At 62.3% G+C, this 14,544-nt stretch carries 18 protein-coding genes; 10 read left to right on the forward strand and 8 right to left on the reverse strand.

Going from position 1 to position 14,544, the window contains the following annotated elements:
* The first annotated feature begins 3 nt into the window (after positions 1–3).
* Genes RO069_RS06465 through RO069_RS06485 form a run of 5 tightly spaced genes read left to right on the forward strand, consistent with a single transcriptional unit; the run spans position 4 to position 3,011 of the window.
* Positions 4–381, forward strand: coding sequence for a Na+/H+ antiporter subunit C (locus RO069_RS06465; protein ID WP_328186087.1), 378 nt, complete (start codon positions 4–6; stop codon positions 379–381).
* The gene (locus RO069_RS06470; RefSeq protein WP_328186089.1) at positions 378–1,898 is read left to right on the forward strand and encodes a monovalent cation/H+ antiporter subunit D; all 1,521 of its coding nucleotides are present in this window, start codon (positions 378–380) and stop codon (positions 1,896–1,898) included. Before RO069_RS06465 ends, RO069_RS06470 begins: the two co-directional genes overlap by 4 nt.
* A complete protein-coding gene (locus tag RO069_RS06475) occupies positions 1,895–2,386 on the forward strand; it encodes a Na+/H+ antiporter subunit E (RefSeq protein ID WP_328186091.1) in 492 nt (163 codons plus the stop codon). Before RO069_RS06470 ends, RO069_RS06475 begins: the two co-directional genes overlap by 4 nt.
* Positions 2,383–2,652: a K+/H+ antiporter subunit F gene (locus RO069_RS06480; protein WP_328186093.1), complete on the forward strand. Its 270-nt coding sequence runs from the start codon at positions 2,383–2,385 to the stop codon at positions 2,650–2,652. Before RO069_RS06475 ends, RO069_RS06480 begins: the two co-directional genes overlap by 4 nt.
* 11 nt (positions 2,653–2,663) lie before the next feature.
* A complete protein-coding gene (locus RO069_RS06485; protein ID WP_328186095.1) occupies positions 2,664–3,011 on the forward strand; it encodes a Na+/H+ antiporter subunit G in 348 nt (115 codons plus the stop codon).
* 477 nt (positions 3,012–3,488) lie between these two features.
* On the opposite strand, the gene RO069_RS06490 is transcribed toward RO069_RS06485, so the two are convergent.
* The 6 genes from RO069_RS06490 to RO069_RS06515 all read right to left on the reverse strand — a co-directional run bounded on the left by RO069_RS06490 (position 3,489) and on the right by RO069_RS06515 (position 8,556).
* Positions 3,489–4,763 carry a D-amino acid dehydrogenase gene (locus RO069_RS06490; RefSeq protein ID WP_442915347.1) on the reverse strand — a complete coding sequence of 425 codons (1,275 nt, stop codon included), beginning with the start codon at positions 4,761–4,763 and terminating at the stop codon, positions 3,489–3,491.
* Between the two features lie 65 nt (positions 4,764–4,828).
* Positions 4,829–5,185: a translation initiation factor Sui1 gene (locus RO069_RS06495; RefSeq protein WP_328186098.1), complete on the reverse strand. Its 357-nt coding sequence runs from the start codon at positions 5,183–5,185 to the stop codon at positions 4,829–4,831.
* Between the two features lie 67 nt (positions 5,186–5,252).
* Entirely contained in the window at positions 5,253–5,792 is a 540-nt protein-coding gene (locus tag RO069_RS06500) for a DUF4136 domain-containing protein (RefSeq protein ID WP_328186100.1), read from the reverse strand.
* A 65-nt stretch (positions 5,793–5,857) separates the two neighbouring features.
* Positions 5,858–6,472, reverse strand: a complete 615-nt coding sequence (locus RO069_RS06505; protein WP_328186102.1) for a YigZ family protein — start codon at positions 6,470–6,472, stop codon at positions 5,858–5,860.
* Entirely contained in the window at positions 6,469–7,839 is a 1,371-nt protein-coding gene (locus RO069_RS06510; RefSeq protein ID WP_328186104.1) for a sensor histidine kinase, read from the reverse strand. The genes RO069_RS06505 and RO069_RS06510 overlap by 4 nt, the downstream gene beginning before the upstream one ends.
* Positions 7,840–7,854: 15 nt before the next feature.
* Positions 7,855–8,556: a response regulator transcription factor gene (locus RO069_RS06515; RefSeq protein ID WP_328186106.1), complete on the reverse strand. Its 702-nt coding sequence runs from the start codon at positions 8,554–8,556 to the stop codon at positions 7,855–7,857.
* Between the two features lie 183 nt (positions 8,557–8,739).
* On the opposite strand from RO069_RS06515, the gene RO069_RS06520 reads away from it, so the two are divergent.
* Positions 8,740–9,078, forward strand: a complete 339-nt coding sequence (locus RO069_RS06520; protein WP_328186108.1) for a hypothetical protein — start codon at positions 8,740–8,742, stop codon at positions 9,076–9,078.
* Between the two features lie 82 nt (positions 9,079–9,160).
* Positions 9,161–10,327 (forward strand): GNAT family N-acetyltransferase, encoded by a 1,167-nt coding sequence (locus tag RO069_RS06525; RefSeq protein WP_328186110.1) that lies wholly within the window; start codon positions 9,161–9,163, stop codon positions 10,325–10,327.
* Positions 10,328–10,330: 3 nt separating this feature from the next.
* Here the strand turns inward: RO069_RS06525 and RO069_RS06530 are convergent, their stop codons facing one another.
* A complete protein-coding gene (locus tag RO069_RS06530) occupies positions 10,331–11,734 on the reverse strand; it encodes a nicotinate phosphoribosyltransferase (RefSeq protein ID WP_328186112.1) in 1,404 nt (467 codons plus the stop codon).
* 82 nt (positions 11,735–11,816) lie between these two features.
* Complete coding sequence (locus RO069_RS06535; protein WP_328186114.1) at positions 11,817–12,371, reverse strand: isochorismatase family protein; 555 nt, start codon at positions 12,369–12,371, stop codon at positions 11,817–11,819.
* Positions 12,372–13,221: 850 nt separating this feature from the next.
* On the opposite strand from RO069_RS06535, the gene RO069_RS06540 reads away from it, so the two are divergent.
* The 3 genes from RO069_RS06540 (at position 13,222) to RO069_RS06550 (ending at position 14,497) form a co-directional block, all read left to right on the forward strand.
* Positions 13,222–13,518 (forward strand): ComEA family DNA-binding protein, encoded by a 297-nt coding sequence (locus RO069_RS06540; RefSeq protein ID WP_328186116.1) that lies wholly within the window; start codon positions 13,222–13,224, stop codon positions 13,516–13,518.
* Positions 13,519–13,827: 309 nt separating this feature from the next.
* Positions 13,828–14,211, forward strand: coding sequence for a type II toxin-antitoxin system RelE/ParE family toxin (locus tag RO069_RS06545; protein WP_328186118.1), 384 nt, complete (start codon positions 13,828–13,830; stop codon positions 14,209–14,211).
* Positions 14,192–14,497 (forward strand): helix-turn-helix domain-containing protein, encoded by a 306-nt coding sequence (locus RO069_RS06550; protein ID WP_328186120.1) that lies wholly within the window; start codon positions 14,192–14,194, stop codon positions 14,495–14,497. The genes RO069_RS06545 and RO069_RS06550 overlap by 20 nt, the downstream gene beginning before the upstream one ends.
* Positions 14,498–14,544: the final 47 nt, after the last annotated feature.

Below are 14,544 nucleotides of genomic sequence, written 5' to 3' on the forward strand. Positions count from 1 at the left end.
CCCATGGAGATTACCTTCGCACTGATTATCGGGTCGCTGACCTTTGCCGGGGTGTACCTGGTGCTTCGCGCCCGTACCTTCCCGGTGGTGGTGGGGCTGACCCTGCTGTCCTATGGAGTAAACCTGTTCCTGTTCTCCACCGGTCGCCTGGTGACCGGTGGCCAGCCGATCATCGGCAGCACGGAGAACTATTCCGACCCCCTGCCCCAGGCGCTGGTACTGACCGCGATTGTCATCGGCTTTGCCATGACCGCCTTCGTGGTGGTGCTGGCCCTGCGGTCCAAGGCTGATACCGGAGATGACCACGTGGACGGCACCCGACGTACCGACCTGCCCGACGAGGCCACCATTGACCAGCCGCGGGAGGAGACCGGCCAATGAACCACTGGCTTATCGCGCCGATCGTGATTCCGCTGATTGGCGGCTTCCTGCAGGTATTCGTGGGCTACGCGCCCCTGAGCCTGCGCCGTACCCTTGGGCTGGTCACCACCGGCCTGTTGCTGGTCAGCGCCTTCTTCCTGCTGATGCTGGCCGACGACGGCAGTTACCGGGTCTACGCCTTCGGTAACTGGGCACCGCCGTTCGGCATCGTGCTGGTGCTGGACCGCCTGTCGGCGCTGATGGTATTTGTCACCGCGCTGCTGGGGCTGTTCTGCCACCTGTATTCCCTGGGTCGCACGGATGTGGGCAGCCGTCAGTTCCACGCCCTGTTCCTGTTCCAGTTGATGGGGCTGAACATCGCTTTCCTCACCGGTGACCTGTTCAACCTGTTCGTGGCCTTCGAGGTACTGCTGATTGCCTCCTATGGCCTGTTGCTTCACGGCGATGGCACCAAACGTACCGTGCCCGGTTTCCACTATGTGGTACTCAACCTGATCGGTTCGGCCATGTTCCTGATTGCCGTGGGCATGATCTACAGCGTGACCGGCACCCTCAACATGGCGGACCTGGCGGTGACCATCCCCACCCTGGCCGAGGATAACCTGCCCCTGGTGAAAGCCGGCGGCATGATCCTGCTGGTGGTGTTTGCCCTCAAGGCCGCGCTGCTGCCACTGACCTTCTGGCTGCCGAAGGCCTACGCCAGCGCCACGGCACCGGTGGCGGCCCTGTTCGCGGTGATGACCAAGGTGGGCGTGTACGCCATTATCCGTGTGTACACCCTGATATTTGGTGAGGATGCGGGTGCCCTGGCACACCTGGGCATGGACTGGGTATTCCCCCTGGCCCTGCTGACCATGGTGCTGGGCGTGGTCGGCATGATTGGCTCCGGCGGGCTGCGGACCCTGGTCGCCTGGCAAGTGGTGGTGTCGGTGGGCACCATCCTGGCGGCCTTCTCGCTGCTCAACGAGGCGGGCCTGTCATCGGCCCTGTTCTATATGGTGCACACCACCTGGGTGGCCGCCGGCCTGTTCCTGGTGGTGGACATGATCGCCGCCCAGCGGGGCTCCGCCGGCGACCAGATCATCACCGCCCCGCGCATGCCCAACCGGACCTTTATCAGCGTGATGTTCATGCTGGGTGCGGTGGCCGCGGCGGGCCTGCCGCCGCTGAGCGGGTTCTTCGCCAAGCTGCTGATCATGAACGCCGCCACCCCCGGTGTGGACATGGCGGCGCTGTGGTCGGTGATCCTGCTGGCCGGCTTCATGTCACTGGTGGCCTACAGCCGGGCAGGCAGTATCGTGTTCTGGCGTAACGTGCAGGGCCACATCGAGAACCCGGAGAAGCTGACCTTCCCCCACACCGTGGGTGCGGGCGCGCTGATCGCCCTGAGCATCGCCATCGTGGTGGTGGCCGGCCCGCTCAGCGAGTACACCGACGCCACCGCTGAACAGCTGAGGGACACGTCCGCCTATACCAGTATCCTGGAGGCGAAAATGGTCGGGGAGGATGAATCATGACGGCTGAACGTCTGGGCTTTCCGCAGCCCTGGCTGAGTGTTGCCCTGTTCGTGGTCTGGCAGTTCCTGGCGGACGGGGTATCCGGGGCCAGTGTGGTGATGGGTATTATCCTGGCTGTGATCATTCCCCAGATTACCCACCGCTTCTGGCCGGACAGCCCGCGCATGCGCAAGCCGTGGGTGATGATCCGTTACCTGGTGGTGGTGATCTACGACATCATCGTGGCCAGTATTACGGTGGCGATACTGATCCTGAACCCCCGTCGCCCACGACCGGCGTTCGTGTCCTATCCCCTGACGCTGGACCATCCGCTGGCCATTACCATGCTGGCGAGCACCATTTCGCTGACACCGGGTACGGTGAGTGCGGATGTGAGCGACGACGGCGAGTTGCTGCTGATTCACGCCCTGGATGTGGATGACAACGAGGAGCTGATCCGTGCGATCCACCAGCGCTATGAGAAGCCCCTGATGGAGATGTTCCAATGATGACCATCGCTCTCCATATCACCCTGGCCATGGTGGCCATTGCGGCCCTGCTGAACCTGTACCGCCTGGTTCAGGGCCCGGACGCCCCGGACCGGATCCTGGCGCTGGATACGCTGTACATCAACGGCATTGCGCTGATCATATTGCTGGATCTGGTTGTGGGGTCGCGGCTGTATCTTGAGGTCGCCATGTTGATGGCGGTGATGGGCTTTGTCGGCACGGTGGCCCTGGCCAAATACCTGAAGCGCGGCAGCGTTATCGAATAAGGAGTGACACCATGGATCTCACGAGTTTGCATCCCGTTGCCGAGGTGATTATCAGCGTCCTGCTGCTGACCGGCGGTTTCTTTACCCTGGTGGGCGCGATCGGCCTTGTTCGACTACCGGATCTGTACGCACGCCTGCACGCCCCGACCAAGGCGACCACCCTGGGCGTCGGCAGTGTTGTGATTGCCTCGATGATCTATTTCTCCCTGAAGAACGGGGATATCGCCATCACCGAGTTGCTGGTGACGGTGTTCCTGTTCCTCACCGCTCCCGTCAGTGCCAACTTCATAGCCAAGGCAGCCATGCACCTGAGGGTGGAGCGGTCTGAGGAGACTCGGGGGCATCCCTGGGATCAGTGACCTTGTTTATTTTACAGGTAAGACTGCTGGATTGGGTGCCTGGCTGGGGGACCAGGGGGAGCTTTTCTTCGCCGCAATTCAGGGGCCATCCCTGGCACCCGCCTTGCTCCGCGCCATCCATGGCGCTGCTACGAAAAGCTCCCCCAGGTCCCCCATCCGTCAGACTGATTTGCTGGTCGCTTATCGAAGAACGGACACCCGGCGACCTATCCGACAAGCGCTCGCAGACTTACCCCAAAATCCTCAGACCAGTACCTTTGCTTCCTTCCTGGTCTACCCGCTTTCAGAACAAACCACCAGAAAAAACGTTACCCGATAGCTCTGTAAGGTGTGGGGTATAGGGGGTGTTTTTCGCAGCAGCGACAGGGATGTCGCGGAGCAAGGCCGGTCCAGGGATGGACCGTGAATTGCGGCGGAGAAAAACACCCCCTATGCCCCACGCCCAGGCACCACATCATCAGGCTACAAACGAAAACCTCAAAGCCCGGTAAAATCGAAATCCAGTTCAGGAGTCCGGCCGGAAACCACGTCGGCCAATGCAGCCGCAGACCCACAGGAGTGGGTCCACCCCAGAGTCCCATGCCCTGTATTGAGGTACAGGTTGGTCAGCGGACTCTTACCGATATAGGGCACGTTGGAAGGAGTGGCAGGCCGCAACCCGGTCCAGAACTCGCACTGATCCCAGTAGGCCCCCTCCGGCATGATCTCCGCCGCCCGGCGCACAATCGCCTGGCAGCGCACCAGGCTCAGGTCCCGGTCATAGCCGCCAAGCTCGGCGGTACCCGCGATCCGTAAACGGTCACCAAGGCGGGAATAGACCAGCTTGTACTCATCATCCGTCAGGCTCACCTGGAACGCCGCTTCCTCGTTTTTCACCGGCGCCGTGATGGAGTAGCCCTTGGCCGGATAGATATTCAGGAAGAAACCCAGCTTGCGGGCGAAATGGGCGCTGTAGCTGCCCATGCTCAGCACGTAGCTGTCCATGCGCAGGGTACGGTGACAGCCGTCGGGGCCGATCACGCCGACACCCAGGATGCGGTCACGGGTGTTCTCGAACCCCACCACCTCGGTGTCGTAGAGGAACTCCACCCCGGCGGCTTCCGCCTTCTTCGCCAGCTCCTGGGTGAACTTGCGGGCGTCGCCGGATTCATCCTCCTTCGTGTAGGTGGCACCGGCGATCCGGCTGGCAATGGGTTTGAGTGCGGGCTCCAGCTCCAGGGCCTGGTCGGCACCAATCACCTGCCGGTCACAGCCCAGATCCTGCATGATACGGGTGGGCTCCCGGGCGGCGTCGAATTCCTTCTCGTTGGTGTAGAAGTGCAGGATGCCCTTCTCCAGGTGGTCATAGTCCAGATCCAGTTCCTTGCGCAGGGCCTGTAACCGGGTCCGGCTGTAGGTACCCAGGTTCACCATCTGGCGGATGTTCCAGGCCGCGCGTTTGGAGGTGCACTGGGTGAGGAATTTCAGGCCCCAGATCCACTGGGCCGGGTCCAGTTTGAGCCTGAACAGCAGCGGGGCGTCCGGCTGGCTCAGCCACTTGAGGACCTTCAGGGGAGCCGAAGGATTGGCCCAGGGTTCGGCATGGGACACGGAGATCTGGCCACCATTGGCGTAACTGGTCTCGATACCCGCCCGGGGCTGGCGATCCACCACCGTTACGTCATGACCCGACTGTTTCAGATACCAGGCCGTAGTCACACCAACCACACCGGCGCCCATCACCAGTACGTGCATAGTCGATCCCCTGTCTATTCTGGAAGTGTGGAATCCGACGCCTGTGGCGGGCGTCCTGGATCCCGGAAGAAAAGCCTGTTTCTTTATCCGCCGGACCGTTTCACGGTCCAGCCCTGGTCCTGCAGGATCGGGACCAGGATATCCCGCTGGTCACCCTGGATCTCGACGGTGTTGTCCTTGACGGTACCACCGGTGCCACATTTGGCCTTGAGCTTCTTGGCGAAATCCTTGAGGTCCTTGCCCGCCAAGGGGATGCCAGTCACCAGTGTGACGCCCTTGCCCTTGCGGCCCTTGGTTTCGCGGCTGACCCGCACCACGCCGTCGCCAGCCGGTGCGGTCTGCTCCCCGCAGGTGCATTCTTCCACCGGGTTGCGACATTCCGGACACATTCGGCCCTGTTCGGTGGAAAAGACCAGGCCACCGGTTCCGCGCTTCTTCACAGTCTCTCCTGTCAACAATCAGTGACCCGCACGGGGAGTGCCCACCGGGCGGGACGTGGGGTTCAGATCAGTTGCCCGGAGGATAACGGCTGAACATATCCGCGACCACCTCGTTGATCAACTTTTCGCGGGTTTCGGGGGACTGGTTCTGGTTGAGGTAGCGCTTGCTGGTGCCCCGCCAGACCACCTTGTTGGTATCGGTATCCACCAGGTCGACGATCAACTGGCCTTCCTTCACTTCCCGCACCGGGGGCGCTGTGGAGATGCCCCAGCCGAAGCGGTTAAAGCCGTAACCAAAACCATAGGAGAAGCCGGAGGTGTCGAGCCGGTCTACTTCATCAATGTGGTATCCCACCAGCAGGTCCGCGGAATCGGCCCCGGTCCGGGCGAGCCCTTTCGCTTCCAGCGCCCGGCTGACTGCGTCCTCCACCCGGGAACCATCCAGTGAGGTGTAGGCATTGTCGTCGGTCTCGCTGAATGCCCAGGTCTCATAGCTGGCATACGACGCCTGCGAATCATAGTCCGTGACGACATTGGACGCACATCCGGTCATCAACATGGCAACGGCCACCAGCAGCAATGCCGGACCAACCCTTAGTGGTTTCATGGTAGACCTCCCGTTCATAAGTCCTCCAGTATGTCCTTATGGTAGCCGCCCCGGGCGGAAACAGATCATTCAACCCTGTCCGGGTAATGGTAATCCAGTTGATTGGCCTCACAAAATGAGACCAGGGATTCCATCGCCGGTTCAGGCAGGTACACCGTCATGGTGACACCCTCGCCATAGACCGCCTCCGCCGGATCCGCGTCGTGTTGCTGGCACCAGTGCCGCAGGGGCTGCTCCAGGGCGAACGGCAGCGACACCACCACTTCCTCCATGGGCCGGTTCACCTCCCGCCCCACGGCGGACAGTACCGATTCCGCCGCCCCGGCATAGGCCCGCACGAGGCCCCCGGCCCCCAGCTTGATACCGCCGAAGTAGCGAATCACGATGACCGCCACGTCGCCCATGTCCTTGTGCTGGATCACGTTCAGGATCGGCTTGCCGGCGGTGCCCGAGGGCTCGCCGTCGTCGTTCATCGCTGCCTCCGCCGCCGAGCCGGGCTGGCCGATCTGGTAGGCCCAGCAGACATGACGGGCATCCGGATGGTCCTGCCAGGCCTGCTGCACCAGGGCCCTGACCTGGTCCCGGTCGTGGACCGGGGCAACCCGGGCGATAAAGCGACTCTTGCGGATTTCCGTCTCTTTTTCCAGAAAGCCCGCCGGTATCGGATAGCCGACGCTCACGGGCGCCTCCGGGTGGCCCCTTCACCCAGGCCGGGATCGTCGGCGCTGGTGAAGACCGGCAGCCGGATCTCAACCTGCAGGCCGCCGTCTGCCACATTCCGGGCCTCGATCCGGCCGTCATGGGAGGCGATGATGTCCCGGGCGATGGCCAGCCCCAGCCCCCAACCCTTGCCGCTGCGGGCCCGGTCCGCCCGGTAGAAGGGCTCAAACAGTTGGGACAGCATCTCTTCCGGCGCACCGGGGCCCTGGTCGGTAATGGTGCATGAGAGTATGCTTCCCTCCCGGGCCAGCCTGACGGTCACAGTCTTGCCTGGTGGGGTGTAGTCGAGGGCATTCTGGAGGATATTGTCCAGCCCCCGGCGCAACAGTTCGCCGTTGGCCAGCACCGTCACCTGCTGGCAGTCCTCACCCGCCTCGAAGTGGCAGTCCACCCGCTGGTGTTCGGCGTAGTCGGCGGCGTCCCGGAGCACGTCGTTGATGGCCCGCACCATGGTCACCGGTTCCCGCTCCAGGCCGTCGCCACCGCCGGATACCCGGTACAGGGTGAGGATCTGGCCGGTCATTTCCTCCAGGCGTTCGTTCTGGCGCCGGATGCTGGCCAGCAGTTCCGGCTCCATGCCACCACTGTCCGCCGCCAACTCGATAGCGACCCGCTGGCGGGCCAGCGGGGTGCGCAGGTCGTGGGAAATGTCCCGCATCAGCTGTTGCTGCCGGTCCAGCAGGTCACAGAGGCGTTCCGTCATGGCATTGAAGGCCCGGGCGGTGAGGCCGATCTCGTCCCGACGGCGGGCAATGCGCTGGTTGACCCGCAGGCTGAGGTCGCCACCGGCAATGGCCTGGGCAGTGCTTTCCATATGACGCAGGGGACGCGACACCAGGCGTGCGATCCACCAACAGGCGAAGGTCAGCAGGATCACTCCCATGGACAGCTCCAGCGCACGGGCAACACCCGGGGAGATACGCCCTTTCCGGTCCGAACGGGGCCAGGCCACCAGCCGCTGGTTCTCGTTGACCTCGATCACCGCCGGCTTGCGGTGGTACCAGGAACGCATACGCTCCTGCACGGAATCCGGCAGCTCGTCCTCGGCCTGGTCGACATCCACCAGCATCAGGTGCAGGTCCAGTTCATGGCCCTTCTCACGGAGATAGCCCCAGAAGGCGCCACGGTCGGTGCCCCGGTCCAGTCTGGCCGCCTTGATCGCCACGTCCCGCAGGCTTTCCAGGTCCTCGATGGCCTCCCGCTCACGTTCCAGCAGTTCCCGCGTCACCAGGTTACTGAGCACGATGGCGGCCGCCAGCGCCAGCCAGATCAGCAGGAAGATCCGCCAGAACAGCGGGAACATCAAGGGTCGTTTGCCGGTGCTCAAGGAAACTCCTGAAAATCAGTGGGTGGTCGTCTGATCGGTAACCCGGTAGCTGTAACCCAGGCCACGTACGGTTTCAATGCGGGAGGGATCTTCCGGCCCCAGCTTTCGGCGCAGGTTGCTGATGTGCATGTCGAGGGTACGGTCATAGGCAGCCAGACGACGGCCCAGGGCCCACTGCATCAGGTCGGTCTTACGCACCACGCTGCCGGCGTGGGCCAGCAGCACCTGCAACACCTCATACTCGGTGGCGGTCAGGTCCACGGTTTCGCCCCGCAACAATACCCGCCGCTGCTCCGGCTCCACCCGCAGGTCGCCGAATACCCGGTCGGCATCCACGTCTGCCTGGTGGTCCCAGGCCACCCGGCGCAACACGGCCTGGATGCGGGCCACCAGTTCCCGGGGGTTGCAGGGCTTGGGAATATAGTCGTCCGCACCCACTTCAAAGCCCACGATACGGTCGGTCTCATCCCCCCGGGCGGTCAGTAGCAGTACCGGCAGGTGGTTGCGGGCCCGAAGCTCCCGCAGCACCTCCAGCCCGGACATGTCCGGCAGCATGATGTCCAGCACCACGATGTCGGTCAGGCCCTCCGCCGCCAGTGTCAGGCCGTCGCCGCCCGTTTCCGCCTCGCGCACCTCGAAGCCCTGCCCCGTGAGATAACGGGCCAGCAGGGTGCGCAGTTCCTCGTCGTCTTCAACCAGTAGTACCCGGTTCTGCATCCGGTATTCCCCTTTGTGCTCCGGTACAAACCATACCACTCCACCGTACACCCGCGCAGCAGCGCCCGGGCATTTACAGATTTTTTACCACCGTCTGACAGGAGCTTACACCGGATTCCCTATCATGCTCATGCAACTTGCGCGATACCCCTTCGCGCCCAATGACGACACAGGAGTGATTCCATGAAAACACTGAAAACCGGTCTGTTCACCTCCGCCCTGGTTTCCGCCGCCCTGCTCGCCAGCCCCCTGGCCATGGCCGACCACCACGGTGACCGGGACGGCCACCACGGCAAGCGCCATGGCGACTTCTGCGAGAAAATGGAGAGTGGTGACTGGCAGGAAAAGCGCGAGGCAATGCGTGAAAAAGCCGACCAGCGCCACGAGGACATGGCCGAGCGCCTGGAACTGACCGACGAGCAGCGGGAAATCTGGGACGAGATGCGGAACGAGCGTCGGGAGAAGTTTGAAGAGCGGCTCGAACACATGAAGGAACGGTGCGAAAACCGCGACGGGGAGTGATCAGCCCCCGGCTTCTGTCGTAAAGTATCCCGGACAGTCTCACTAACACGGCCTCCCCGGAGGCCGTTTTTCCGGGAACCCCATGACCGAGCACACTCCCGCCCCGTCCGGGCTTGATATCTTGACAGTGGACAGTATCACTACCATTGGCCGCGACCACTGGAACCGGTTCGCCGGCACCGGTAACCCCCTGGTCAGCTACGACTTCCTGGAGGCACTGGAGGCAAGTGGCTCGGTCTCCCGGGACACCGGCTGGCAACCCTGCCACCTGAAATTCCATCTGGACGGCCACTGGATTGGCGTGGCACCCGCCTACCGCAAGTTCCACTCCATGGGCGAGTATGTGTTTGACTGGGCCTGGGCCGATGCCTGGCAGAGCCATGGTCTGCCCTACTATCCCAAGCTGGTGGTGGCGATTCCCTTCACCCCCTGCCAGGGGCCCAGGCTGATGATCCCGGGGCCGGCACGGGCAGATCTGGCGCCGGAGCAACTGCACCAGGCCCTGGACCAGTTGATGGTCAGGAAGGACCTGCATTCCTGGCACCTGCTGTTCCCGGACGAGAGGGACCAGGCCCTGCTGCACCAGGTGGACAGTCTTCACCGCACCGGCTGTCAGTTCCACTGGTTCAACCGGGGTTACCAGAGCTTCGACGACTTCCTGGCGCAGCTTACGTCCCGCAAGCGCAAATCCATCCGCAAGGAACGCCGACAGGTGGCCGAACAGGGCATCACCTTCGAGCACTGGGCCGGTGACGCCCTGCCCGACGATGTGCTGGACGACTTCTTCCTGTTCTACAACGCCACCTACCTCAAGCGGGGCATGCGCCCCTACCTGAACCGGGACGGCTTTCGCCTGCTGGCTGAGCGTCTGGGGAACCGGCTACGCATCATCACCGCGATACGGGAAGGCCAGCGTATTGCCGCAGCGCTGTTCATTATGGGAGAGGACACGCTGTTCGGACGCTACTGGGGCTGCCTGGAGGACTACAACCACCTGCACTTCGAGACCTGCTACTACCAGGGTATCGACCTGGCGATCCACGAGGGACTGGCCCGCTTCGATGCCGGTGCCCAGGGGGAGCACAAGCTGGTGCGGGGCTTCGAGCCGGTGCTGACCCACTCCTGGCACAACGTGGCGCACCCCGGGTTCCGGGATGCCGTGGCGCACTTCTGCCAGGAGGAAGCGGAGGGTGTGGCCCGCTATCGGGACGCCGCGTTGGATGCCTTACCCTACCGGCAGGAATCCTAGAGGCTAGTCGTCCTGATCGCTGTAGTGCCATTCCTGCAGGTGGGCAATGCGCTCCAGGGTACGCACCTGCTGCTGCTTCAGGGATTCGCTGAAACGGACCGGGTAGGCCTCCCGTGCCGGCGCCAGCCGCTTCTGTTCCTGTGGCAGCGCCGCCACCGCCCCCCGGGCATGGGTCACCTGATCTTCCAGGCTGGCGATGGCGCCTTCCACCAGCCGGCCATCGGTCATCAGCGGTTGTAACAGCGGTTGTAACAGCGGCGTTCCGTCCCCCGCTTCATGGGCCTCGGCAATCAGGTCGCCCTGCATGCAACCGCTGGCATCCACCTGCCGGAAGACCTGTTTGGGGCAGGGCCAGGAGCGTTTGCCGGTGGATTTCTTCATGCGGGGTTCGCCCCGGTAGGCGGTCAGCTTGTAGGCCAGCTCGATGGCCGGGGCATCGTTGGCCACCCCGATGGCGGTGCCGACACCGAAGCCATCTATGGGCGCGCCGGCTGAGACCAGCGCCTCGATCTGGTATTCGTCCAGCCCGCCGCTGGCCATGATGCGGATCCGGTCCAGGCCCGCCTCATCCAGCAGACGGCGGCACGCCCGGGCCTCGTCCCCGAGGTTGCCGGAATCCAGCCGGATACCGCCGATGTCCACCTCCGGGTTTTCCTTCAGCCAGCGGATGATGTTCCGCACGGCGCCCTGGGTATCGTAGGTATCCACCAGCAGCGTGGTGCCGGGATAGAGCTCGGCGTACATGCGGAAGGCGGCCATTTCGTCCTCGCAGGCCTGCACGAAACTGTGGGCCATGGTGCCCTTGACCGGCAGACCGAAATCCAGCCCGGCCTGGATGTTACTGGTGCCCGCCAGCCCGGCAACGCGATAGGCCCGCACGCCCCGCCAGGCGGAATCCAGCCCGTGCATGCGCCGCATGCCGAAGTCCACCACCGGGCGACCCTCCGCCGCCAGCACATGCCGCACTGCCTTGGACGCCAGGGCGGATTCCAGGTGCACATAGTTCATCACCAGGCTTTCCAGGATCTGGGCCTCGATCACCGGGGCACGGACTTCCAGCAGGGGTTCCTGGGGAAACACCGGGGTACCCTCGGGCACCGCCTGCACACTGCCGGTGAACCGCCAATGGCGGAGCCAGTCCAGGAAGCGGTCGTCGAAGCGTTCCAGTTGCCGCAGGCGTCCGATGTGTTCTTCCGTGAACCGCAGCGACTCGATCACCCGCGCCACCTGCTGCTGACCACAGGCCAGGATGAAGTTGCGGTGCTCCGGCAGCTTGCGGAAGAACAGGCTGAAGACGGCTTCGCCGTCCATGCCGGAACGCCAGTAGGCCTGGGCCATGGCCAGTTCATACAGGTCGACAAACAGGGGCAGGTCCTGCTCCCTGGGCATCAGTGGCTGCTCGGCCATTCCGTTACTCCTTTACAGGGGATAGACACAGGCTCCCGGTGTTCCCTGGAAACCGGGCGCCTTGGGGACAGGGTGTCCGGTGTTACTCCCGGACCAGATGGACGCCATCATCCTCCAGCGTCTGCAGTACCCTGGGGCCTTCCGCCTTGTCCACGGCACGGGTACCGTCCACCAGCAGGTCCACATCGAACCCCAGTTTGCGGGCGTCACGCACGCTGGCCTGCACACAGACATCCAGGGCCAGGCCCGCCACCACCAGCTTCCGGATGCCATGGCGGCGGAAGTAGTGCTCCAGCTCGGTGCCGTCGAAGGCGGAGTAGGCATCGGTTTCGAAGGAGGTGCCCTTGCTCACCCGGACGGTTTCGGGCGGCAACTGCATATGGGGATGGAACTCGGCACCGTGGGTGTCCTGGACGCAGTGTTCCGGCCAGGGCCCGCCACGAGCCTCAAAGCTGCAGTGCTCCCGCGGGTGCCAGTCACGGCTGGCGACAATCGGCCAGCCACGACCATGGGCCAGCGCGATCCACTGGTTAACGGTATCAAAGATGGCGTTACTGTCCGGGACCGCCAGGCTTCCGCCCTCGCAGAAGTCATTCTGGATATCCACCAGTAACAGCGCGGTATCGTGATCACTCATGGCAACCTCCTTTATCCATATCAACGAATATGGCAAGGATGTACTACTTAGGATGAGGGTGAATCCGTCAATGCTCAACCCCCAGTAGCCCCCTTTGATCCCGAGGCGGAAAAAGCTCACCTGGAACGTTTTTCTGCCGGATGCACTCCGTTTTCCGGATATTTCCGGCTACCGGCAATAATTTTACAATTACCTGTTTTAAAAGGACATTTTTATATAATGAGGTTGTTTTTTCGCTCCCTCACAACCGGCACGGCCCGATGCTTACAGATCTGTAAGCTTTTTCCTACACGCCATGGCGAGGATGTCTTATTTGACGAAACCGGTCGATGCGTAGAATAGATCCTGTACACGGAAGTCACCAAGGGAATGCAAGGGACTGACCGACGTAGGGAAAGCGTAGTCAAGGAGTGAGGGCTACTGCAGGGAGTGTAGCAGCGGATTGAGCAGGGAACCGCTTACCGCCGGCCAGGATGGCCAGCGAAGCATGGAGGCTCAAGGGATTGCCGACAGGGACTGTCGCCCAGGGATTTGGGCAATGCCGAAGGAACCGGCATCGGGTCTGGTCGCGGACAGGGGTCACAGGGAGCGTGGCCCCAGCCGTGGACCGGCTTTTTCCTTCCCCGTATCCGCCATGGCCGCCGCAAGACAGGGCGCCGCAGGTAGTTGCACGATTTTCCCGTCAGGCCATAACCCCGTCATCCGAGACGGAAGGCCCAGATTCGTAGTACATGGTTGGCAATCTTTATCAGTGGTGGTTTGTCGTGGTTCCGTGATGATGCAGCCCGGGAGCGCTCTCCGTCGGTCAGGCCGGCATTCGAAACCATCACCAATCAACACAATGCGAGCCATGAAACAGACACAACGACTTTTTGCATCACTGGTACTGATTTTCAGCCTTTTCGCCATGCAGGCACCGGCCTGGGCCGAGGAGCCTGCCGAAACCCAGGCTCCGGTGGTTAACATCAACACCGCTACGGCCGCCGAACTGACGGCACTGGATGGCATCGGCGAAACCAAGGCACTGGCCATTGTCGCAGACCGCGACACCAATGGTCCCTTCGAATCCGGGGACGATCTCACCCGAGTGCGTGGCATAGGTGATGTCACGGTGGAGAAAAACGCCGACCGTATCACCACACGCTGATCTCTTGCCCCGCCTTCCGGCGGGGCTTTTTTATTTCATCATGACTCCAGCACCGGACGTTGCCGGGCTACGTCTGAACCTGATATAGCAATTTTATCAATAGATTAGATGAACCCACCTTATGCTGGAGTTTTCCAAAACCTGGATCGACTACCGATGCTACTGTCCACGGCATACCGGCAGGAAGGTGCGTGTTATGTCCCGCCGTCTCCGTCCCCTCACACTCCTGACGTATGGTTGGCGACCTGCCACCTATCAGAGGATAGACAGATATACCCGTTACGGGTATAGTTTTGGAGACTGCCGGATATGAACGTCTTTAAGCGAAAAGACTTTGCACGATGGCAAGCAGGAGAGAAATTATCCGATACGGCCCTCTGCAATGCGGTCCGTGAAATGGAAAGCGGACTGATTGATGCCGAGTTGGGCGGCCAACTTTACAAGAAGCGGGTCGCCCGTCCAGGTGCAGGCAAGAGCGGCGGCTATCGTACGATATTATCGGCCCGTGTTGGTCACCGCTATGTGTTCCTGCATGGGTTTTCGAAAAGCGACAAGGCAAACATCACGCGGGACGAGAAAAAAGCGCTGCAGTATGCCGGCAAAGTGTTTCTGGATCTCTCGAACCAGGAGTTGGCGAAGGCATTGCAGGCTGGTGTATTACTGGAGGTGTGTTGTGGCGAGCAAAATCATTGAATCCCTGCGCGGTGACTTGGCCGCATTGCACGACGCAGGCGCAATCAGCAAGGTGACAATGCGCGAGTTCGACGCGATTTGTCCGCCGCCGGTGCGCGAGTTCAGTGCAGACGACATTAAACGCCTGCGTGAAGGGCTGCACGTCAGCCAGCCAGTGTTCGCCCATCACCTACACACCACCGCCTCGACGGTACGCAAGTGGGAACAGGGCGAAACGCGTCCTGCCGGACCAGCACTCAAACTGCTCAACATCATCGCCGACAAGGGGCTGGAAGCCATTATCTGATGCGTGTAAGGCGGAGGCATGCCCAGGCCATCTCCAGCCCACTTGAG

The sequence above is a fragment of the Marinobacter sp. OP 3.4 genome (genome assembly GCF_036224885.1).
Taxonomy (GTDB): Bacteria; Pseudomonadota; Gammaproteobacteria; order Pseudomonadales; family Oleiphilaceae; genus Marinobacter.